General features: G+C 41.3%; 20 protein-coding genes. 17 read left to right on the forward strand and 3 right to left on the reverse strand.

Annotated elements, in window-relative coordinates:
* The first annotated feature begins 102 nt into the window (after nucleotides 1-102).
* From uvrA to ABDW32_RS10340, 5 genes are all read left to right on the forward strand, one after another.
* The gene (gene uvrA / locus ABDW32_RS10320) at nucleotides 103-2,943 is read left to right on the forward strand and encodes an excinuclease ABC subunit UvrA (RefSeq protein ID WP_343562060.1); all 2,841 of its coding nucleotides are present in this window, start codon (nucleotides 103-105) and stop codon (nucleotides 2,941-2,943) included.
* 202 nt (nucleotides 2,944-3,145) lie between these two features.
* The gene (mutL, locus tag ABDW32_RS10325; RefSeq protein ID WP_343562062.1) at nucleotides 3,146-5,026 is read left to right on the forward strand and encodes a DNA mismatch repair endonuclease MutL; all 1,881 of its coding nucleotides are present in this window, start codon (nucleotides 3,146-3,148) and stop codon (nucleotides 5,024-5,026) included.
* A gap of 13 nt (nucleotides 5,027-5,039) precedes the next feature.
* Nucleotides 5,040-5,726: a rhomboid family intramembrane serine protease gene (locus tag ABDW32_RS10330; protein ID WP_343562064.1), complete on the forward strand. Its 687-nt coding sequence runs from the start codon at nucleotides 5,040-5,042 to the stop codon at nucleotides 5,724-5,726.
* 11 nt (nucleotides 5,727-5,737) lie between these two features.
* Nucleotides 5,738-6,616, forward strand: coding sequence for a rhomboid family intramembrane serine protease (locus ABDW32_RS10335; RefSeq protein ID WP_343562066.1), 879 nt, complete (start codon nucleotides 5,738-5,740; stop codon nucleotides 6,614-6,616).
* Nucleotides 6,561-7,724: an endonuclease/exonuclease/phosphatase family protein gene (locus ABDW32_RS10340; protein WP_343562068.1), complete on the forward strand. Its 1,164-nt coding sequence runs from the start codon at nucleotides 6,561-6,563 to the stop codon at nucleotides 7,722-7,724. The genes ABDW32_RS10335 and ABDW32_RS10340 overlap by 56 nt, the downstream gene beginning before the upstream one ends.
* Here the strand turns inward: ABDW32_RS10340 and ABDW32_RS10345 are convergent.
* Nucleotides 7,714-9,324 carry a S41 family peptidase gene (locus ABDW32_RS10345; protein WP_343562070.1) on the reverse strand — a complete coding sequence of 537 codons (1,611 nt, stop codon included), beginning with the start codon at nucleotides 9,322-9,324 and terminating at the stop codon, nucleotides 7,714-7,716. The two genes, ABDW32_RS10340 and ABDW32_RS10345, sit on opposite strands and share 11 nt — an antisense overlap.
* 255 nt (nucleotides 9,325-9,579) lie before the next feature.
* Here ABDW32_RS10345 and ABDW32_RS10350 point away from each other — a divergent pair, with 255 nt between their 5' ends.
* The 5 genes from ABDW32_RS10350 to ABDW32_RS10370 all read left to right on the forward strand — a co-directional run bounded on the left by ABDW32_RS10350 (nucleotide 9,580) and on the right by ABDW32_RS10370 (nucleotide 14,666).
* Nucleotides 9,580-10,149, forward strand: a complete 570-nt coding sequence (locus tag ABDW32_RS10350; protein ID WP_343562073.1) for a hypothetical protein — start codon at nucleotides 9,580-9,582, stop codon at nucleotides 10,147-10,149.
* A 184-nt stretch (nucleotides 10,150-10,333) separates the two neighbouring features.
* Complete coding sequence (fumC, locus tag ABDW32_RS10355) at nucleotides 10,334-11,731, forward strand: class II fumarate hydratase (RefSeq protein ID WP_343562074.1); 1,398 nt, start codon at nucleotides 10,334-10,336, stop codon at nucleotides 11,729-11,731.
* A gap of 3 nt (nucleotides 11,732-11,734) precedes the next feature.
* Nucleotides 11,735-12,265, forward strand: a complete 531-nt coding sequence (locus tag ABDW32_RS10360) for a fumarate hydratase (RefSeq protein WP_343562076.1) — start codon at nucleotides 11,735-11,737, stop codon at nucleotides 12,263-12,265.
* A 232-nt stretch (nucleotides 12,266-12,497) separates the two neighbouring features.
* Entirely contained in the window at nucleotides 12,498-13,649 is a 1,152-nt protein-coding gene (locus ABDW32_RS10365) for an MFS transporter (RefSeq protein ID WP_343562078.1), read from the forward strand.
* Nucleotides 13,650-13,664: 15 nt separating this feature from the next.
* The gene (locus ABDW32_RS10370) at nucleotides 13,665-14,666 is read left to right on the forward strand and encodes an acyltransferase family protein (RefSeq protein WP_343562080.1); all 1,002 of its coding nucleotides are present in this window, start codon (nucleotides 13,665-13,667) and stop codon (nucleotides 14,664-14,666) included.
* 17 nt (nucleotides 14,667-14,683) lie between these two features.
* Here the strand turns inward: ABDW32_RS10370 and ABDW32_RS10375 are convergent, their stop codons facing one another.
* Both ABDW32_RS10375 and ABDW32_RS10380 read right to left on the reverse strand, forming a co-directional pair.
* The gene (locus tag ABDW32_RS10375; protein ID WP_343562082.1) at nucleotides 14,684-15,148 is read right to left on the reverse strand and encodes a copper resistance protein NlpE; all 465 of its coding nucleotides are present in this window, start codon (nucleotides 15,146-15,148) and stop codon (nucleotides 14,684-14,686) included.
* Between the two features lie 289 nt (nucleotides 15,149-15,437).
* On the reverse strand, nucleotides 15,438-15,812 hold the full coding sequence (locus ABDW32_RS10380) for a DUF3127 domain-containing protein (RefSeq protein WP_077437102.1): 375 nt from the start codon (nucleotides 15,810-15,812) through the stop codon (nucleotides 15,438-15,440).
* 77 nt (nucleotides 15,813-15,889) lie between these two features.
* Here ABDW32_RS10380 and ABDW32_RS10385 point away from each other — a divergent pair, with 77 nt between their 5' ends.
* From ABDW32_RS10385 to ABDW32_RS10415, 7 genes are all read left to right on the forward strand, one after another.
* A complete protein-coding gene (locus ABDW32_RS10385) occupies nucleotides 15,890-17,068 on the forward strand; it encodes a class I SAM-dependent RNA methyltransferase (RefSeq protein ID WP_343562644.1) in 1,179 nt (392 codons plus the stop codon).
* On the forward strand, nucleotides 17,061-17,708 hold the full coding sequence (locus ABDW32_RS10390) for an HD domain-containing protein (protein ID WP_343562084.1): 648 nt from the start codon (nucleotides 17,061-17,063) through the stop codon (nucleotides 17,706-17,708). Before ABDW32_RS10385 ends, ABDW32_RS10390 begins: the two co-directional genes overlap by 8 nt.
* Before the next feature lie 109 nt (nucleotides 17,709-17,817).
* A complete protein-coding gene (locus tag ABDW32_RS10395) occupies nucleotides 17,818-18,585 on the forward strand; it encodes a glycerophosphodiester phosphodiesterase family protein (RefSeq protein WP_343562086.1) in 768 nt (255 codons plus the stop codon).
* 212 nt (nucleotides 18,586-18,797) lie between these two features.
* A complete protein-coding gene (locus ABDW32_RS10400) occupies nucleotides 18,798-19,634 on the forward strand; it encodes an endonuclease/exonuclease/phosphatase family protein (protein ID WP_343562088.1) in 837 nt (278 codons plus the stop codon).
* A gap of 308 nt (nucleotides 19,635-19,942) precedes the next feature.
* Entirely contained in the window at nucleotides 19,943-20,776 is an 834-nt protein-coding gene (locus ABDW32_RS10405) for a DUF4197 domain-containing protein (protein ID WP_343562090.1), read from the forward strand.
* Nucleotides 20,777-20,939: 163 nt separating this feature from the next.
* On the forward strand, nucleotides 20,940-22,202 hold the full coding sequence (gene pepT / locus ABDW32_RS10410) for a peptidase T (RefSeq protein WP_343562092.1): 1,263 nt from the start codon (nucleotides 20,940-20,942) through the stop codon (nucleotides 22,200-22,202).
* Between the two features lie 27 nt (nucleotides 22,203-22,229).
* Nucleotides 22,230-22,793 (forward strand): nitroreductase, encoded by a 564-nt coding sequence (locus tag ABDW32_RS10415; RefSeq protein WP_343562094.1) that lies wholly within the window; start codon nucleotides 22,230-22,232, stop codon nucleotides 22,791-22,793.
* Nucleotides 22,794-22,865 lie beyond the last annotated feature (72 nt).

Consider the following 22,865-nt stretch of genomic DNA (forward strand, 5'->3'; position numbering starts at 1 on the left):
CATTTTATTCCAAAAGTCAGATAGACTCGCATAATTCCTTTAAAATCTGTAATTTTGCATGTTTTGCATTTTATCCCTTTACAAGGGTTTTAAGGAGTTTTCATGGCGATAAAAAGAAGCCCAGATTTGGGCGAACAGAGTGAAGTTCAGGTATTTGGCGCGCGCGCGCACAATCTTAAAAATATTGATGTTTCATTTCCGAGAAATGAATTGGTCGTTATCACGGGTTTAAGTGGTAGTGGAAAGTCTTCCCTGGCTTTTGACACCATTTATGCAGAGGGACAACGTCGGTATATGGAAACTTTTAGCGCTTATAGCCGTCAGTTTTTAGGTGGCATGGAGCGTCCGGACGTGGATAAGATATCGGGGCTAAGTCCAGTGATTTCGATCGAACAAAAGACAACAAGCAAAAATCCAAGATCAACCGTAGGAACCATTACCGAAGTTTACGACTTTATGCGTCTTCTGTTTGCCCGTGCAGGTGAAGCTTTTTCCTATGTCACAGGCAAAAAAATGGAACGTATGTCTGACGACCAGGTGATCGACCGTATTTTGGATGAGTTTGAAGGGCAAGCATTAAATATCCTTGCTCCCGTCGTCAAAGGACGTAAAGGACATTATCGGGAGCTTTTTGAGCAAATCCGTAAACAGGGTTATGTCAAAGTACGTGTAGACGGTGAAATATTGGATCTTGTGCCAAAAATGCAAGTCGATCGCTATAAGATTCACGATATCGAGATTGTCGTGGACCGACTGAAAATAGAACGCGATGACAAAAAGCGACTGCAGACTTCGGTAATGCAAGCCATGAAAACAGCAAAAGGCATTATCAAAGTGTCTACCAAAGATAATCAGGAACAATTTTATAGCCGTTACCTGATGGATGCGGAATCAGGGATCTCCTATGATGAACCGCAGCCAAACACCTTCTCATTCAACTCACCTTATGGTGCCTGTCCTACATGTGATGGATTAGGTTACATCTTTGAAATTGACAAAAACGCTGTTATTCCTGACAAGAAACTCAGTATTCAAAAAGGCGGACTAGCACCATTGGGGCCAACACGGGAGAACTGGACTTTTGAGGTACTGAAAGCCGTAGCCAAAAAATTGGATTTTGCGGTAACCACGCCATTGGAAAAACTGAGCGATGAGCAGATAGACCAACTTTTGTTTGGTAATAAGGAAGAACCTATTGTTGTCACCGTATCCTATGGAAGTTATGGCACCCGTGAATACCGTGTGGAATTTGAAGGTATTTTCAAAATGCTCGAGGAGTTTTCCGGAAAATCTTCGGATGAAGCCCCTTCATTGGATGATTTCAGGACCAAAGTAACCTGTCCTACCTGCGAGGGAGCACGATTGAAGAAAGAATCGCTTCACTTTAAGATCGCAGACAAGAATATCCACGAGCTATCGACATTAGATATTTCGGCCTTGAAAGAATGGTTCGATCAGGTAGAGAGCAAACTGGATGAACGCCAGCTGGTCATTGCTACAGAAATACTCAAAGAAATAAGGGCTCGTTTGGGCTTTCTTTTGGATGTAGGTTTGAATTATCTGACATTGGATCGAACCGCAAAAACTTTATCTGGTGGGGAAGCGCAACGGATCCGTTTGGCTACCCAGATCGGTTCACAGTTGGTCAATGTCCTTTATATTCTGGATGAACCGAGCATCGGATTACATCAGCGCGATAATGAACGTCTCATCAACGCACTTAAAAACTTGCGTGATATCGGCAATTCAGTTTTGGTTGTTGAACATGATAAGGACATGATCTTACATGCGGATTATGTGATTGATATGGGTCCGGCGGCAGGTGTCCACGGAGGTACAGTCGTTGCTGAGGGGCAACCCGATGCGATCTTAAAATCGGATTCCTTGACCGCAGCTTATCTTAACGGGAAAAAAGAGGTTAAGATCCCGGAGAAACGGCGTGAAGGCAATGGCAAAACGCTGACCATTCATGGTGCTACGGGACATAATCTGAAAAACCTGACAGTAAGCTTCCCGCTCGGTAAACTGATTGTGGTATCAGGTGTTTCGGGCTCTGGTAAATCGAGTTTGATTACCGGCACCTTGTACCCGATCTTAAATAAACATTTCTTCCGGGCGAAAGCCACTCCGCTTCCATTCAAAAAAATTGAAGGTCTGGAACATATCGATAAAGTCATTGAAATCGATCAAAGTCCTATTGGCCGTACGCCACGCTCCAATCCTTCTACGTATACAGGTGTATTCTCCGATATACGCACACTTTTTGTGCAGCTTCCCGAAGCGAAAATCAGGGGCTATAAACCTGGTCGTTTTTCTTTCAATGTCAAAGGTGGCCGTTGTGAAACCTGTCAGGGAGCGGGATTGAAAGTGATTGAAATGAATTTCCTTCCTGATGTGCAGGTTCCCTGTGAAACATGCCACGGAAAGCGTTATAACCGAGAAACTTTGGAAGTACGCTACAAGGGTAAATCTATTTCAGACGTACTTGACATGAGCATCAATGATGCTGTCGATTTCTTTGAAAATGTACCTAGCATTTATAGAAAAATCAAAACCTTGCAGGATGTAGGTTTAGGGTATATTACCTTAGGTCAATCTTCGACAACCTTATCTGGAGGGGAGGCCCAGCGGGTGAAACTTGCTACAGAACTTTCCAAGAAAGATACGGGAAACACATTTTACATCCTTGATGAACCCACAACAGGGCTTCATTTTGAAGACGTCAATGTGTTAATGGGTGTGATTAACCGACTGGTAGACCGTGGCAATACGGTGTTGATTATCGAGCATAACCTAGATGTTGTCAAATCTGCGGATTGGGTGGTTGATATCGGTCCTGAAGGCGGAAAAGAAGGTGGTCAGGTATTATTTGAAGGCACTCCAGAAAATTTAATTAAAAACAAGAAAAGCGAAACCGCACGTTTCCTCAAACTGGAAATGTAATCCCTTCAGACGACTGTGGGGAACGCCTGCTTGTTGACCGGTTCCAGTTAGGTGCTTCGGCTCGTAGGGACTATTGTTTATTCATCACACGATATTTAAAAGCAGCCGTCTCGGTCGATTTTAAAGGCCATATGGAATATCCGGTTGATTTTCATTTGGGTTTGTGCTTTCTAAATATGGATATTTCGTAACTTTGTATTATATGTCGGATATTATTCAATTACTTCCAGATAATGTTGCTAATCAGATTGCGGCGGGAGAAGTGGTGCAGCGGCCAGCGTCTGCCATTAAAGAATTGATTGAGAATGCCATTGATGCTGGAGCTGACAAAATCAAACTTATTGTTAAAGATGCAGGGAAATCGTTGATCCAGGTCATTGACAATGGCTGTGGCATGAGTGTCACGGATGCCCGTCTTTGCTTTGAACGTCATGCAACTTCAAAAATCCGCAAAGCGGAGGATTTATTTGCGATCCGCACGATGGGTTTCCGTGGGGAAGCAATGGCCTCCATTGCTGCGATAGCACAAGTCGAACTTAAAACACGTCGCGTCGAGGATGAACTTGGCACTGTCGTCGAAATAGAAGGATCAAAAGTCGTCAACCAATATCCAGAAGCGGTCGCTGCTGGAACCAATATTTTAGTCAAAAATCTTTTTTATAATATTCCTGCCCGCAGGAACTTCTTAAAAAGCAATTCTGTTGAAATGCGTCATATCATTGATGAATTTCAACGTATCGCCTTATCCAATCCGCAGATTTTTCTCTCCTTACATAGTGATGGGAATGAAATTTATCATCTCCCAGCTGAGACGCTGAAACAACGGATTGTCCATATCTTCGGAAACAACTATAACCAACGATTGGTTCCTGTAGAGGAGGATACGTCCATTATTAAAGTGGATGGATTTGTCGGTAAACCTGAATTTGCAAAGAAAACACGGGGTGAGCAGTTTTTCTTTGTCAATAGACGGTTTGTACGTGATCCTTATCTGCACCATGCGGTTATGAATGCGTATGAGGATATTATGCAAGCGGAAACGTTTCCATTTTATGTCCTCTTTATTGATATCGATCCAGCACGTATCGATATTAACGTACACCCCACCAAGACCGAGATCAAGTATGAAGATGACAAAGCAATTTATGCAATCATCCGCTCAGCAGTGAAAAGGTCGTTGGGACGCTATAATATCATGCCTTCTTTGGATTTTGAACAGGAAACAAGTTTCTCCAACCTGATTACAAAGAAATCATTGGATGAAATCATTGCCCCGACGGTGACCTTTAATCCTGATTTCAACCCTTTTGACACAGACAAGTCCAAATCATCCTATTCCAGATCGGATAATTATGCAGAGGGCTTTGCAAAAAAAACAGGTGGAATACCAAGCAATTGGGATTCATTGTACGAAATCGTCGAAAAAGAGGAGTCTGTACAGCTTCCTTTGCATAGGGATTCCGAATTGGAAACGGATCGGCCACAAGCGATGCAAGTAGAGGATAAAACTTCTTCTAAATTATTTTTTCAGCTACACAACAAGTATATTGTTTCGCAGATTCACTCTGGTTTCATTCTTATTGACCAACAAGCTGCCCACGAACGTATTTTGTTTGAACAGTTTCTGACACAACTTGATCAACATAAAGGTTTAAGCCAACAGAGTTTATTTCCACAGACCATAGACCTCAACCCTGCAGATAATGAACTGATGAAGGACTTATTGGATGACATCAATGGATTGGGTTTTCAGATTCGTGAATTTGGAAAAAATTCCTATATTATTGACGGAATTCCAGCTGACTTGGGAACAGGTTTTGATGAGATCAAAATGATTGAAAAAATATTGGAAGATTATAAAAATAATCAATCCGAATACAAGCTGGCAAAACGAGAGAACCTGGCCAAAAGCCTTGCCCGTAATGCTGCTATCAAACCGGGCACACAGCTTGACAATACGGCTATGGCAGAATTGGTCGACAAGCTCTTTGCCTGTCAATCGCCGAATATCTCCATTTATGGCAATCCTGTTATCGTAACATTTACCTTGCAGGAATTAGCCGAAAAATTTGGTAAAAACTAGCAGATAAAACTATATGTTTCAACAATTGACACCCGTTATCAAGAATTTACTGATCGTAAATATCATATTTTATATTGGATCGCAACTTGTGCCTATTGCATATGATTATCTTGCAGTCTATTATCCAGACTCCCCATATTTTAAAATCTGGCAGGTGATTACACATATGTTTATGCATGACAAAAATAACATTGCCCATATTTTCTTCAATATGTTTTCGCTTGTTATATTCGGTCCGATGATTGAACAGGTACTTGGGTCGAAACGTTTCCTAAATTTCTATTTGATTTCAGGAATTGGCGCTTGGTTTCTATATACAGCGGTGAGTGGTATACAACTCTATAATGCCACTGGTTCACTTGCTCCGCTGCATGGCATGAGCGGCAATGAGATTTTTTCATTAGCAAATACAGGTAGTAATGAGGCTTTAACATATGTAATACCAATGTTGGGTGCTTCCGGGGCCATATATGGTGTATTACTCGCTTTTGCTTACCTTTTCCCAAACATACCGCTTCAATTTTTGTTTATTCCTGTACCAATCAAAGCAAAATATATGATCGGAGGATATATTTTGATCGAGATCTATATGAGCTTATCTAGGCCTGGGGATTCGGTAGCCCATCTTGCACACGTTGGTGGTGCACTTTTTGGCTACTTGTTGCTCAAACTTTGGAGGATTAGAAAGGGGATTTATTAATAGCGCGCGTCATGAATAGCATTGGTTTAAAAGATTTTTGGAGACAAACGTATAAAACAGGTTCACCGATTCCGGTTGTGATCAGTATTCAGGTATGCTTATTTGTCCTCATTTATTTCTTGGACCTGCTCTTTGAGCTGAAATTCATCTCTCAAAGTTTCCTACAACCTATTGTCAAGAATTTGAGCTTACCTAGTAATTTTTCGGCTTTCTTAGCGCAACCTTGGTCTGTGATTTCGTCCAATTTTGTCTATGTTCAGCTTTTGAACCTCATTTTTGACAGTCTTTGGTTGTATTGGGTTGGCCAAATCTTCTTTACCTTCTTAAATAAAAGACAATTTTTCTTTGTCTACATTACCTCATGGCTCTTGGGTAGTATTCTTTATGTTGGTTTTGGCACCCTGATTCCGCCCCCTACAAATCTGCATTTAATGGGTGGAGCTCACCCATTGGCGGCTGTACTTGCTGCCATTGTCGTGTTGGTACCGAATTATGAGTTGCGACTATTACTTTTTGGCACGGTTAAATTAAAAATCGTAGCCATCATATATTTTGCGTTGGAATTCTTATTTTTCACCATTGGCAACCGACCTGCTGCGGTGTCTTACTTTGCTGTCGTTCTGTTTGGAATGGCCTTTACCTATGCCTTACGATCAGGAATGGACTGGTCTACACTTTTTCAAAAGAAACAAAAAAAACCTGCAAAAATGAAAGTTGTTGTAGGCAATCATATACCGACAAATCGGAAACATCGTTATGACTTACCCAATCAGGATGAAATCGATGCCATCCTGGACAAGATTTCAGTATCTGGTTATGAAAGTCTGACACACCATGAAAAAGAAACGCTCTTTAGGGCAAGCAATAGTGGCGACAAGGTTGATGGATAGAAGGACATTTTTAAGAAGAAAACTGGGATTTATAAGCAAAACCATGTTCCTGGCAAACATGCTGGCGATCATCGCGTTGCTCATGAGTTATTCAGCGACCTTCATCAACCCGAAATCTTTTTGGCCCATTGCGTTTCTGGGCTTAGGCTACCTTCCTATTCTTTTGGTCAATATTGGGTTTATATGCTATTGGCTGCTTCGTAAACGAAAGGTAGCGCTCTACTCCCTGATAGCTATTTTAGCGGGCTGGCCCTTTCTGACCAAACACTGGAATATCCGCAAAGAAAACCCGCCTTTTCCGCCTGAAACACGAACATTACGTATCATGACTTTCAATGCGCATCTGTTCAAAAAAGTTGATGATGAAAAAAAGAACTTTAAGGCAGATGTAGTGCGTATCATTGATAGCATCTCCCCTGATGTCATCTGCTTTCAGGAGTATATCAGTAAAATCAAAGGGAAACATGTCTTCTCGGAGGAGTTTAAGGACAAATTGGGCTACGATTATTTCTTCTTTGAGCCCAGTTCCAAAAATGACTACGAGGCTTATGGTATGGCTGTTTTATCCCGTTTTCCCATTTATGATTCGGGAACTATTCGCGACAATGACTACGGCATCAACAGAATATCTTATGTGGATATTAAAAAACAGGATACCTTGGTACGCATCTATAATATCCACTTGCGATCGTTTGCGCTACAAAATGAAGACAAGGAATTTATTCAGAATCTGTCCAACAAGAATGAGGCAGACAATAGGGCTACCCGTCGGCTGAGCCGGAAATTAAAAAATGCTTTTGAGCTCCGTAGTGAACAGGCTCATTCGCTAAAAAAGCATATGAATGAGTGCCAATATCCTTATATCGCTGTCGGTGATTTTAATGATACCCCAATGAGTTACTCGGTGAATCTAATAGGCGATGGCATGTATAATGCCTTCAAAGAAAAGGGAAATGGATGGGGCGTTACGCATCACGCACTTTTGCCGATTTTTCAGATTGACTATATCTTTGCCAGTCCAAAATTTGAGGTTATGAATTATCAGGTTGTCAAACAAAAGCTCTCCGACCATTATCCGGTATGGTCAGATTTACGGCTTAAACCTTAGGGGGCTGATAACCCAATGATTTGAGGCCTATTTCGATAAATTTATCCCTTCTGTTTTTTATTTTATAATAGGCTTCACGGCCAAAATAATATCTTCCGACCAACGCTTCGATATCCGACTGAATCAGATCATGTAGATTTTTTGCTTCTTTCGCAGTTACAGGAATCCGTTTTTGTGTATTCAGAAATGAGATAAAAAGATCAAACTCTGCTGCGGGCAAATGGTATCCACTGATAAAGTTTTCAATGGAATATGCGGGGAGATGTTTGGTGAACCGATCATATACAAATTCTTCGATTGCATTTGAGTGGTAGATTTCTCGATATTTCGCACTGGTTTCGTTCGTATCAATTGGGATATTCACATCCGGCAAAATCCCACCACCACCAAAAACCAGCTTGCCTTTGCTTGTCGTAAACATTTCTTTTTGACGAAATTCGGTATCGAGTGTCCATAGGTCAAAACCGGTCATATATTTCGCGGCATCAAAATTTGCCCGGCTATATTTGCGTTGAATACATCTGCCAAGGGGAGTATAATAACGCGCTACGGTCAAATTCACTGCCGAACCATCTGAGAAATCGAACTGTTCCTGAACCAAACCTTTTCCATAGGATCGTCTTCCCACGACAGTGGCCCGATCTAAGTCCTGTAAGGCGCCGCTCAAGATCTCACTTGCTGATGCTGTACTTTCGTTGATCAATACCACAACGCGACCATCACTAAAGTCACCGGGTTTTTCGGAATAATAGTCCTGACGTAATTCATTGGCTCCCTCGGTGTACATCAACAGTCTCTTTTCTTTGAAAAACTGCCCGGCCAAATCAATGGCAGTATGCACAAATCCACCACCATTATTCCGGAGGTCCAAGATAAGATCCTGGGCACCGCTTTTTCGCAGATCAATCAATGATTGTCTAAATTCATCCGCGGTCTTATGTCCAAAGCGTCGGATCTTGATATAAGCGGTTTTGGGTGCAATCATATAGGACGCATCCAGACTGCTTACATTTACCTGATCGCGGATAACTTTCAGTGGATTAACAAGTGTCTGTCCATTGCGTTGAATCGAAATAAGTACGGCTGTTCCTTTTTTTCCACGGATTAATTTTTCTATTTCAGCTTCAGGCACCTTTTTTCCTGCAAGATCTTTATTGCCGATTTTTAGAATACGGTCACCGATCCGCATGCCGCTTTTTTCCGCAGGTCCAGCGGATACCATTCCCACGACAAGCAAGGTGTCCTTCAAACGAAAATATTCCACCCCTATCCCATCGAAAGAACCTTCCAGGGTCTCCTGTTTAGCGAGCACCTGATTGGGACGTAAAAATGTAGAGAAAGGATCGAGGCGTGAAACGACGTGTTCAATGGCTTCATCCTGCACGGTATCGACACTAATATTGTCAACATAATTTTCGGCAATCAGCTGGATAAGGTACTGCAATTTATCCGAATTACCATTGGAGCCCAAACTTGAAAACGTTGTTTTTTGGTTGCTTCCTTGTTCTTCGGCATAATTCTGGCCCAACAACAAGCCAAGGAGCAATACTGCCGCATATGTAGCGGCTACAAAAATATTTCGTTTGATACTCTTTTGCATTGGAAAAAACCAGTGTTTATAAAATGATAAACCGAGCCTGCGCACCCTCAATTTACCCTTCAAAAGTAACAAGTTTATTCGGTTTAACCCGTACAGAGCTGTATAATTTTACATTAAAAACAAAAAATTGTCGCTGGCTGTTTACCTGCTGAAGCTCCTGTCATCGGATTTAATCGAAAATGGGAAATAGCAGCAATGAAACTTGCAAATAAGCACAAATTTATCTTAGTTTGAACTTGGAAAGGAACTTAAAACATGCACGAAATCGAACCTTACTACAATTGGCGCGACTATTACATTGCTGCCGAAGACGAACAATCACCATTTTATGGTACGGTCTATAGCGAATTCGATTTCGACAAACAGATCTATAACTTTCTGCTACATCCGCAATGGGATGAATTTGGCTCGCTCACGCTATATTTAAAGGTATTATTTGTCGACTATGAAAAACAATACTGTATTATCGAATTGATCGGTGAATGGAATGACGCCATATACAACGATATTATGCTGTTGAAGAGAGAGCTTATTGATGTTATGATCAGCCAAGGTATAAAGTATTTTATCCTTATTGGAGAGAATGTATTGAATTTCCATACGTCAGATGATTCCTATTACGAGGAATGGTTCCAGGATATCGACGATGGCTGGATTGCTGGAGTGGGCTTCCGGGACCATGTCATTCAGGAATTTCAACAACAGAATATTGATTACTACATCAATTTTGGCGGTGCACTCAATGAACTATCCTGGCGTGCATTAAAACCAAAGCAGGTCTTTCATCATGTGCATGAATTCCTGGGCAAGCGCCTTGGTTTTTGAGTATCGAGTAATGGGTATATCGATTTTGGTTGTACAAGCCTACGGCTCACTAATTGTTTCAATTTTTGATTTTTACCTTTTAATTTTTACTTTTTACTGTATTATCCGTTAACTTTGTGGTCGATGTATTCTGTGCAATGCACAGCTACTGATTAATTTTTACGTTTTATTTATACAAAACAATATGTCATTCAGAATTGAAAAAGATACGATGGGTGAAGTTCAGGTACCTGCAGATAAATACTGGGGTGCGCAAACGGAACGTTCACGCAACAACTTCAAAATCGGACCGGCAGCTTCTATGCCGCATGAGATCATTGCAGGTTTTGCTTACCTGAAAAAAGCTGCGGCTTATGCAAACCACGAATTGGGTGTATTACCTATTGAAAAGCGTGATGCTATTGCAGCTGTATGCGATGAGATCCTAGCAGGTAAATTAGACGATCAATTCCCTTTGGTCATTTGGCAAACTGGTTCGGGAACACAGTCAAACATGAATGTGAATGAAGTTGTGGCAAACCGTGCCCAAGTATTGGCTGGACATAAGATTGGCGAAGGCGAACCTGTATTGAAGGCAAACGATGATGTAAACAAATCACAGTCATCAAATGATACATTTCCTACCGGAATGCATATTGCAGCCTATAAAGCTGTTGCCGAAGTAACTATCCCAGGTGTAGAGAAACTACGTGATACATTGGCTAAAAAAGCGGAAGAGTTCAAGAATGTTGTTAAAATCGGTCGTACGCACTTGATGGATGCAACACCTTTGACATTAGGCCAAGAGATTTCAGGTTATGTTGCCCAATTAAACCATGGTTTAAAAGCACTACGAAATACCCTTTCACATTTATCTGAGGTCGCATTGGGGGGTACTGCCGTAGGAACTGGCTTAAACACACCTAAGGGTTATGATGTTGTTGTTGCCAAATACATTGCTGAATTTACAGGTCTTCCCTTTGTTACCGCTGAAAACAAATTTGAAGCTTTGGCAGCGCATGATGCGATCGTTGAAACACATGGTGCATTGAAGCAATTGGCAGTTGCGTTGAATAAAATTGCGAATGACATCCGTATGTTGGCTTCGGGCCCGCGTTCAGGTATCGGTGAAATCCTTATTCCAGAAAACGAACCGGGATCATCTATTATGCCAGGTAAAGTGAATCCTACACAATGTGAAGCGTTGACAATGGTGGCGGCTCAGGTGATGGGTAACGATGTTGCTATTACAATCGGTGGTACACAAGGACATTATGAGTTGAACGTCTTCAAACCATTGATGGCAGCGAACTTCTTGCAATCTGCACGTTTACTGGGTGACGCCTGTGTTTCTTTTGAAGAACACTGTGCGGCAGGTATCGAGCCTAATTACAAACGCATTAAAGAATTGGTTGACAACTCGTTGATGTTGGTCACTGCACTGAATACGAAAATCGGGTATTACAAAGCTGCTGAAATTGCACAAACGGCACATAAAAACGGTACGACACTTAAAGAAGAGGCCGTACGTCTGGGTTATGTGACCCCAGAAGATTTTGATGCTTGGGTAAAACCTGAAGAGATGGTTGGAAGTTTAAAATAAGCTGTGGCAATAATTTCAATAAAAAATATATTCTCGAAAACATACCTATGGGCTCTTGCCTTAGGTATGTTTTTCTTTTTTACCGCCTGCAAATTTAATTCGGAGATGCAGGGCGAAGGCGCCCCGTTTTTACAGGGGGAGTGGGTACAGGACAGTATCCCGGGACAGCAGCAGATGATGCAATATACCTTGGCTGAATTTAAGTTTACCTGTGATTCGGTTTATGCGACAATGCATGTGAACAACAAAGTACAGACGATTCCGGATAGTTGCTATAAAAATGGCTCCTGGACGGAACATGCCAAAGGGATTTATGTGTTACGGGGAGATTCTGTTATCGTAGATGGCATATACACCAAAGAAAATGGCAAACAGAAAATCTCAGGTTGTTACCTTTCGGGGCAATATATCCCACGCTTTAAAGTTGTCTATCATTCGGCGGACTCAGTCGTATTGGAGAGCCGATTAGATCAACGTCCGATCATCTTAAGAAAGATCAAAGATATCACCTGCGTACCTAAGAAGAGATATTAGGATTGAGATATTAGTATTTAAACATTACTTGTTCAAGCCAACGGCTTACGAGCACTGTCTTTAATCCTTGCTCCTTCACCTTTATTTTTTATACCAGGCATTTGGCGGGTCTACTTCTCCCCGCTCTTGATCGATTGGCTTGACTAAAGGAATTATTACATCGATGTATAAATCAACATGTAATAACCCAGTTTTTATTTTTACTTTTGACTATCAACTTCCAACCATCCATATGAACAAAGGAATTATTGCCTTAGCTTTTGGGGGACTCGCCATCGGGATGACTGAATTTACGATGATGGGTATTCTACCTGATATCGCGAAGGATCTGCATATCGAAATCCCTACCGCGGCACATCTGATTGCGCTGTATGCACTCGGCGTAGTTGTGGGCGCTCCGACTTTGGTTTTATTTACGGGTAAATATCCTCCCAAAAAGGTTTTACTCTTTCTGATGTTGCTCTTTTTTATTTTCAACGGCCTGTTCAGTATCGCACCGGGACAATTTCTGATCAGTATTTCACGTTTTATGGCCGGACTCCCACACGGCGCATTTTTTGGTGTAGGATCTGTCGTTGCAGCTAAACTTGCTCCTAAAGGAAAGGAAGCTCAGGCTATCTCGATCATGTTTACGGGCATGACCATTGCAAACCTTGCCGGAGTTCCGTTAGGAACCTATCTTGGTCATCATTATTCCTGGCGACTGACTTACGGCATTATCAGTATACTGGGACTAATTACCTTCGCCGCAATATATGCCTGGATGCCAAAAATTGAGGCTTCTAAAGGCAATAATATATTCAATCAGCTCAGCTTTTTCAACAAAAAGATTGCTTGGTTATTAATGGCGATTATTGCCATCGGTACAGGTGGATTGTTTGCCTGGATCAGCTATATCGCGCCCTTGGCGACTAAAGTTTCTGGCGTTCCAGCCGACCGGGTGCCGCTGATAATGATTTTAATCGGTATTGGTATGTTTTTCGGTAATCTGATCGGCGGGAAATTGGCAGATACGATTTCACCTACAAAAGCGGCGATCGCGAGTTTTTCAGCTATGGCAATCTGTTTGGTTATGGTCTATTTTATTTCGCCTCTGGGCTGGACAGCTTATCCTCTAGCGTTCATTACGGGTTTAGTATCCTTCACGATCGGTTCGCCAACCCAGTTGATGTTAATCCGGGCCTCGAAGGAGTCCGCAACATTAGCTGCCGCAGGGGGGCAGGCCGCATTTAATCTGGGCAACACACTAGGCGCATTTTTGGGAGGAATTCCCATCACATTAGGGCTGGCTTACAATACGCCTTCACTGGTGGGGGTAGGTATGGCGAGTATCGGGGCTTTGCTGACCTTGCTGTATCTCAAGGTTTATGACAATAAGAGTTAATATTTAGAAAATCAAATGGTCCGAAGTAGTTATATCAGTGTATTGCGTATCATCGCAATTTTTTTGATTATCTTAATCCACTCTTCTTCGGGCTATTTAAACAGTAACGATTTTGATTCTTTTGACTGGGATTACGCCAACTGGATCAACAGCTTTTCACGCTTTGCCGTTCCACTCTTTGTCATCATTTCCGGCGCATTACTTTTACAGCGAGATGAAAAGACGGATACATTCTATAAAAAGCGTTTGTCTAAAATCATTCCACCATTTGTCTTTTGGACCCTCGTCTACCTGATCTATTATTTTATCCGATACATTGATTTTGAGTACGTGGGTTTTCCACAAGTTATTAACATTGTGTTAATTCGCTTAAAGTCAGGAAGCAATGCACACTTATGGTACCTATATATGCTCATTGGGCTCTATCTGGCCATCCCTTTTTTGCGAAAAATGATCCGGAACTGTTCAAAAAGAGAGCTTGAGATTTTCCTATGCCTATGGTTTGCCGCGCTGTTTTTCAGCAACAAATGGTTTAATGCCTATCTTCCGAATTTTGACTTAACCTTCTTTACAGGTTATATGGGTTATCTCGTCTTGGGATACTATCTCTACAATCATCCAGTCCCTCAGTTAAGATGGTCTAGCCTCCCCTTCTTTATAGGCTGTTGTCTGATTACGGGTTGGGGTACTTATTATCTTAGTGTGGAAAAAGGGGAATTTGACCCTACATTGTATAATTATCTTTCACCCAATATTGCATTAAGTGCAGGCTTACTATTTGTTTTTATCCAATGTCTAAAACTCCCAGAACGGTTGAATGCATTCTGGGAATTCATCGACATCCATAGTTTTGGTATCTATCTAAGCCATATCTTGTTTTTGAACTATATTCATCCGCTACTCCCATTAGCGACATTCTGGAAAATACCGGTCGCAGCGGTACTCACCTTACTTTCCAGTGCTTTACTGACGTATTGCCTGCGAAAAATCCCGTTTGGAAAGTATGTGAGCGGTTAGTTCGATTTGATCAGCGCTTATTTTTCGCCTTCGACCTTATTGTAAATATAGCGATCTGCATTAGGGCCATCGATCTCTTTGCCTTCCTGATCCAGCCCGATCAATTTATTTTCACCTACTTTTAATTTCATATTCGTTTCTTTACCTGTCAGGTGTACAACCGAACCGTTATCATGCCACATGACTTTACCTGAATCCTCAACTTTGGTGTTCTTATTGATATATTCACTTACAATAGAAAAGGTATTGTCATTTTTTAAGGTAATATTTGTTTTGATCCCTTCACAATCAGCACAGGGGATCGTGGCTTCATATTTACCGGGCCAATCCAGGGAATTTTGAGAGGTATGGGTGGTATCTGCTGTCATCGCCGTGTGATCGGAGGAATCTGTTGTTACCACTTGTTGATTTTCTTTTTTTGTTTGATTGCAGGCGCTCAGAGAAAGTGCTGCGAGACAAATAAGTAATGTTGCTGATCTCATAATATGCTATTTTTATTTAAATGTATCCGATATCAAGCAATTTCAGCGCCAAGAAAGTAATTTATGTAACTCCAAAATTCCCCGCCATAGAATACCGGGAGCTGTCGACAGTGCACGGCGCGTTAGTTGGTTATCAAATAAGGGGAGGAAGCCAAGGCGGAATGTGTACAAAATAAAAAGGACTGCTCAAACGGGCAGTCCAGTCTAATATGATAAACTGTAAGGCAAAATCGATACATACAATGCATGTTTCGGTTATGCCGACAGGATTTGAATGTCTTATTTCAGACTAGAATGGTAAGTCATCGTCATCTGATGAGCCAGACAAATCCACAGGAGCAGGCATATCCGCATAACCTGGAGAAGATGGTGCCGGAGCAGCATTTCCTAATTTTGTTACACGCCATGCAACCAATGAATTGAAATATGTCGTTACGCCATCTTTATTTGTCCATGGACGACCACGAAGATTAAAAGATACCTCTACCTCTTCGCCAATCGCTAGGTTATCAAAAATTGAAGTTCTGTCTTGTGTGGACTCAAAACGGATATACTCAACAAATTGTGGGTTTTCGGCATAAGCTACAATCATATCGCGTTTTTTGAATGATTCTGTCACTTGTTGTGTCGCTCCTATCTCGTGTACTTTTCCTCTAATTTCCATAATCAAAAAAATAAATATTAAAGCGTAAAATTAAGCAATTTTTGAGGAAGAGTTTAATTAACTTTGTACAAAATATGATGGAAGTTTTCAACACCCCCAATAAAGTTATCATTACGTGCAATAAACGCTTATCGCCGTATTTGCAACAGGAAGTTAAAGAGTTAGGTTTTGACATTGTTAGAGCATTTCCTACTGGAGTCGAATTGAAAGTCAGCGTAAACGATACGATCAAGCTCAATCTGAACTTGCGTACCGCCTCGCAGATTCTATATTCTTTAAAGGAATTTTCAGCGAACAATCCTACTGAGCTCTATGAAGAACTGAGCACGATTGCCTGGGAAGAGCTCATTCAATTTGATGGTTATTTCTCGGTGAGCTCCAATGTGGACAATGAGACAATTAGCACGCCTTTATTTGCGAATGTCAAAGTGAAAGATGCGATTGTAGATCGTATCAAAGATAAAAAAGGTATGCGCCCGAATTCAGGTCCGGAAAATAACAAAGCTGTTGTTCACCTCTACTGGAAGGACGACCGTGCTGAAATTTTCCTGGATACCTCTGGAGAAACGCTGGCGAAACATGGGTATCGTAAGATTCCGGGCAAGGCACCTATGCTGGAAGCCTTAGCCGCCTCAACCATCATTGCCTCAAAATGGGATGGCGTATCGGCATTCATCAATCCGATGTGTGGATCGGGGACTTTAGCTATTGAAGCGGCGTTGATTGCCACCAATAGAAAACCGGGACTATTGCGTATGAATTATTCGTTTATGCATTTCATTGGTTATGATGAAACTGTTTTCTTCCAGGAACGCCGCTTATTAAAGGATCAGATCAATAAAAAGGCAGCTCCTCAGATTATCGCTACGGATATATCCGAAGAAGCGATCAACGTTTCCAAGATGAATGCCCGCACGGCAGGCGTAGAACAATTAATTTCATTTGAAGTATGCGATTTTGCGGAAACTCACGTTCCTAAAGAGGGCGGTGTCATCTTATTCAATCCAGAATACGGTGAACGTTTAGGTACGCATACTAAGTTGGAGATTACCTACAAGCGCATGGGTGATTTTATGAAACAGGAATGCAAAGGTTATAGAGGCTATATATTTACAGGAAATCCGGATCTCGCAAAGAAAATCGGGCTCCGTGCATCCAGACGTATAGAATTTTATAATGGCAAATTAGATTGTAGATTATTAGAATACGAATTATACGAGGGTACTCGCGAAAAAACAAAAGTATTGTATGAATAACATTATTGAACGCACAGTCGCATTTGTGCAAGATCGCCTGAAATTTGCAGAAGCAGGCCATGATTGGTCGCATATTCAACGCGTATGGAACAATACGAAGTTAATTTTAGAAGATGAAGAAGCTGATGTCATGGTCTGCGAATTAGCAGCGCTCCTGCATGATATCGCGGACAGCAAATTCCATGACGGTGACGAAACAATTGGCCCTCGCGTTGCCGGAGAGTTTTTGGTCAGTCTAGAAATTTCTCCAGAAATTATTGACCATGTTAAAAAAATCATCTTTAACATGTCTTTTAAAGCAAGTCTTGGTGAAGTTTCGTTCCATTCCAAAGAAATGGAAATTGTACAGGATGCCGACCGTTTGGATGCCATCGGTGCAATAGGAATTGCGCGTGCCTTCAGTTTTGGTGGAAATAAAGGGCGCGAAATGTACAATCCAAATATTCCGGTACAGGAATATAAAGATAAGGAAGCCTACAAACATTCCGAGGCTCCGACCATCAATCACTTCCATGAGAAGCTACTCCTGCTGAAAGATAAGATGAATACAGCGGCCGCAAAAAGAATTGCAGAACACCGCCATCAGTACATGCTTGAATTCCTGGATGAATTCATGGCCGAGTGGAATGGTAAAAAATAAATTACAGTTAACAATAACTACATATAAAAGTGGTACTTTAGATCTTGTGAACCAGGATAAAAAGTACCACTTTTTTTATGCTGCAAAATCAGCTTTCAAACTAACACATATGAAAAAACACATTTTTAGCTGCCTGACCCTGGCTATGGTCATTTCATCGGCAACAGTATTTGCGCAGACCAAAGCAATTGCACATCGTGGCGTATGGAAAAACAGTCATCTTCCCCAAAATTCCATAGCGTCTTTAAAAGCTGCACATGACCTCAAACTCTTTGGTTCTGAGTTTGATGTACACCTCACCAAAGACAATATTCTTGTCGTCAACCACGACAATGATTTCTATGGTATTGACATCGCAACAGCAACATATACAGAACTCCTTGGAAAAAAACATCCGAATGGGGAATCTATCCCAACGTTGGAAGAATATATCAAAGCAGGAAAAAAATTGAAGGGTTTACGCCTGATCCTAGAGTTAAAAACAAACAAACTCGGTGTAGAACGCACGCTTGAGGCTGCAACAAAGGCTGTTGAAATGGTGAAAAATCTGAAAGCAGAGAAAATAACAGATTATATCGCATTCAGTTTTGAGGCCTGTCAAAAGATCCATGAACTCGCTCCTAAAGCAAATATCCAATATCTTAATGGAGACAAATCACCTGCTGATGTGAATGCTGCAGGAGTCAATGGTCTGGATTACCATTTTTCGGTCTTCAAAAAGAATGCAGGCTGGTTACAGGAAGCGCATCAACTGGGGATGAAGGTGAATGCATGGACAGTCAATACGGAAGAAGAAATGAAGAATCTAATTGGACAAAAGATCGATTTTATCACAACAGATGAACCGGAATTATTGCTTCAGGTATTGAAAAAATAATGAACTAAATAACAAAAACGGAATGTTATGCATCTCTAAGCACGAAGTAGCTATTCCTAAATGAATTATTCCAATGTGAAACCATCATGATCTATTCGAGCACAGTAGGGATTAAATAATCGAGCAAAGCAAGCTTATGCATGCCGATTAAAACATACACTCGATGAATAAATCGGATAGCTTCATCACAACTGAAGAACAAATTAAAATAGATGAAAAAATACGTTATTCTCGCTGCAGCATTATGCCTATCGTATATATCCTATGCACAGGATTTTATTGCAGCCACTTACAACATCAGGCAAAGAAATACAGTAGACACAGGTAATATGTGGGTTGACCGCAAAGTGCCTTTGACCAATCTGATTAAGTACCATGGTTTTGATATATTCGGTGTTCAGGAAGCTTTTTATGATCAGGTTCAGGATCTAAAAACGCTACTTCCCGGATTCAACTATGTCGGAGTGGGTCGCGATAATGGTGCACAGGAAGGCGAACACTCGGCCATTTACTACAATACCAATAGGTTCAAAGCGATAAAGAGTGGCACATTTTGGCTTTCAGCAACAGATACCGAACATCCGAACAAAGGTTGGGACGCAGCCTTACCACGTATCTGTACCTGGGGAATTTTTGAAGATAAAGCCAATAAAAAGCGTTTTATCTTTATGAACACCCATTTTGACCATATCGGACGTACCGCCAGAACGGAAAGCGCAAAGTTGATACTGGCTAAAGCAAAAGAATTTGCGAAGGATCTTCCGCTGATCCTAACAGGCGACTTTAATGTAGACGAAAAAGATGAGGCTTACTTTACACTTGCCAAAAGCAATGTAGTCACCGATGTACATGAGGTATCTCCGCTTAAATATGAGCCCAACTCTTCTTTTAATGGTTGGGGAAAGAGCCTTAGGGCTTCTGGTCGTATTGACCATATCTTTATCACCAAACCTTTCCAGGCAAAGAAATATGGTATTTTAACAGACACTTATCTGAGTAAGTTTCCTTCCGACCATTTTCCTGTTGTAACAACACTTTCATGGAAATAGTATATATAATATTTAAATAATAATTTTTCCGTAACGGATAAAGCTTTTTTTGAACTGCACCCTAAAAGTCCTGATCAACTTTTAGGGTGTTTTTTTTAGGTATAATTAGGATATGAAATGAGTTTGATACTTTTTATTTGGGATATACTAAAAAGCAAAGGTATTGTGACAATACATAGCGCTGGTCACGGCGCTATTGTGGCGCATCTGCTACGGGTTTGGACAATCTAACGGGATGAACAACCCAGGATTTAAACTTTTAGAAAAATTAACAGTCGATATCCTTAATTTTGACAGCAAAACATATCATGATGAAATTTCCATTGCTATACTGTGCGTTATTTGTTTCGGGTCTTCTATACTCCAACAAAAGTGAAGCGCAAATTTTTAAAAAGATCAACGATGCGCTGAATAAGGTAAACCAAAGTCAAACCGACAGCACAAGAAATACAAATTCACCGGCAGCCGGTACTCCAGTCTCTGGTTCAGGTTCGACCAAAACAAACGTATTGACCTCCTTGTCAAGCAAGGATGCTTCATTGGGTATCAAACAGGCGTTAAGCAATGGTCTTAATATCAGTATTGAGTCGCTGGCAAAAAAAGATGGTTTCTTAGGTGATGCAGCCGTAAGGATTTTGATGCCTGCGGAGGCACAAAAAGTAGAAAAAACACTGCGCGCTGTGGGTATGGGCAAGCTTTGTGATCAATTTATTCAGAGCATGAACAGAGCAGCTGAAGGCGCCGTAAAAGAAGCCGCACCAGTATTTGTGAATGCATTATCTAAAATGACCATTACTGATGCGACCAATATTCTATTGGGCAGCAAGCAGGATGCCGCAACCACATTTTTTAAGACAAATACATCAACCGAATTAACAAAAAAGTTCAGCCCGGTCATTCAGTCTGCAATGGGCGTCAATAATGTGGATCAATATTGGACGCAATTGACTTCAGCCTATAATAACTTACCGCTAGGGAATAAGGTGGAAACAAATCTCACCGCTTATGTTACGCAAAAAGCTATCGATGGCTTGTTTATTAAAGTCGCTGATCAGGAATCGAAAATCAGAAACAATATCGGTGGAAGCAGAAATACAAATATCCTGCAGAAAGTATTTGGCTACGCAGATGAGAAAAAATAAACTAAACTAGGATTATTAGTCCCGAGAAAAATACGGGACTTGCGCTAAATATTAGATCTTATAAACAAGACTTGTCAGTTTATTGACAAGTCTTGTTTGTTTTTGGCCGAAGCCCATTAGAATTTGTAAATTTGGTCACCCTTATCACATTAAGGCGATTAGCATGAGTACATTTGAGATTAATAACATAAGCGACTTTTCAGTTTCGGAAAGATTTCAACGTTACGTACAGATTGATACACAATCTGATGTCAATTCACCAACATGTCCATCTACCGAAAAACAGAAAAATCTGGGCAAATTATTGGTAGCGGAACTCTTAGCATTGGGCATTTCGGATGCCGCCATGGACGAGAATGGATACATCTATGCGACTATTCCTTCTAATACATCCAAGAAAGTTCCTGTGATCTGTTTCTGCTCGCATATGGACACTTCTCCGGATTCTTCGGGCAAAGATGTAAAGCCATTGGTACATCGGAATTACCAAGGCCAAGATTTAATACTACCAGATGATACCAGCATTGTAATCAGATATGCAGAACATCCTGACCTAGCCAACCAGATCGGAAATGATGTGATTACAGCCAGTGGAACAACGCTTTTAGGCGCTGACGATAAGGCTGGTATAGCTGAAATCATGGATGCAGCACGCCTATTGATGAAACATCCGGAGATTAAACATGGTGATATCAAGATTTTATTCACGCCAGACGAAGAAATCGGCCGTGGTGTTGATAAAGCGGACCTAAAGCGCCTGGCAGCAGACTTTGCCTACACTATGGATGGTGAAAAAGCGGGCACAATCGAAGATGAGACATTCTCTGCAGATGGAGCAACGTTGACAATCCACGGTGTCTCCGTACATCCTGGCTTTGCGAAAGGCAAAATGCAGAGTGCGATAAAAATCGCAAGTGCAGTTATAGATGCCCTACCAAAAGACAGACTTTCTCCTGAAAGTACCAATAAGAAAGATGGATTTGTGCATCCGGTAAATATTAGTGGGACTGTGGAAAAAGCGGAGATTCAATTTATCATCCGTGATCATGCAACAGCTAATCTTAAAAAACACGAAGACGAACTGGAAGCGATAGCAAAATCTATTGTTGCGCGTTATCCAAATTGTACCTATACATTCACTGTAAAAGAGCAATACCGCAACATGAAAGAAGTCCTGGATCAACATCCAGAAATTATGGAAATCGGTATGGAAGCGATTACAAGAGCAGGTATGGTCGCGGAAAGAAGAAGTATCCGAGGGGGTACCGACGGTTCACGCCTTTCATTTATGGGCCTTCCATGTCCTAATATCTTCGCAGGCGGACACGCATTTCATGGCAAACAGGAGTGGGTATCTGTACAAGATATGGAAAAAGCGGTCAAAACAATTTTGCATGTTGTATCTTTATGGGAAGAAAAAGCATAAATACATTCTAAAATCAACATATTTTTAATGAAAAACGACGTTTTAAAAGCAATACACTACAGAAGATCGGTCTTTCAAGCTTCTTTTACCGAAGAAGAAGTCAGCAAAGAGGATATCCTTAGCATTTTAGAAGCAGCCAATGCTGCTCCAACACATAAACGCACACAGCCTTGGCGTTTTGTCATCTTCCGCAAAGAAGGGCTTCAACGCTTGGGAGCTGAACTATCCCGCATTTATAAATCGGTTACACCGGTAGAGAAATATACCGAAGCGACAGAAATCACGATGGGTAAAAAAGCAACACAGTCGAATGTTGCCATTGCGCTTATTGTCAATTATACGGGTGAAGTCCCTGAATGGGAAGAACTGGCCTGTACTGCTGCCGCTGTAGAAAATATGTGGCTTGCCGCACACTCATTGAATATTGGTGGTTACTGGGCAACTCCGGGTCTGATCAATCATTTGGGCAGTTTCCTTAATCTGGAAGAGAACCAAAAATGTATTGGTTTATTTTATTTGGGACACCACCAATCGGATGCACGTGAACCGGTGCGTACACCGATCGAGGAAAAAATCCGTTGGGAAGAATAAGGTACTGCAACATGGGATAAAATCATTAAGGGCTCGAATCATTCGGGCCCTTACTAGTTATTTTGTGCATCT

Source organism: Sphingobacterium sp. (assembly GCF_039596235.1).
Lineage (GTDB): Bacteria > Bacteroidota > Bacteroidia > Sphingobacteriales > Sphingobacteriaceae > Sphingobacterium.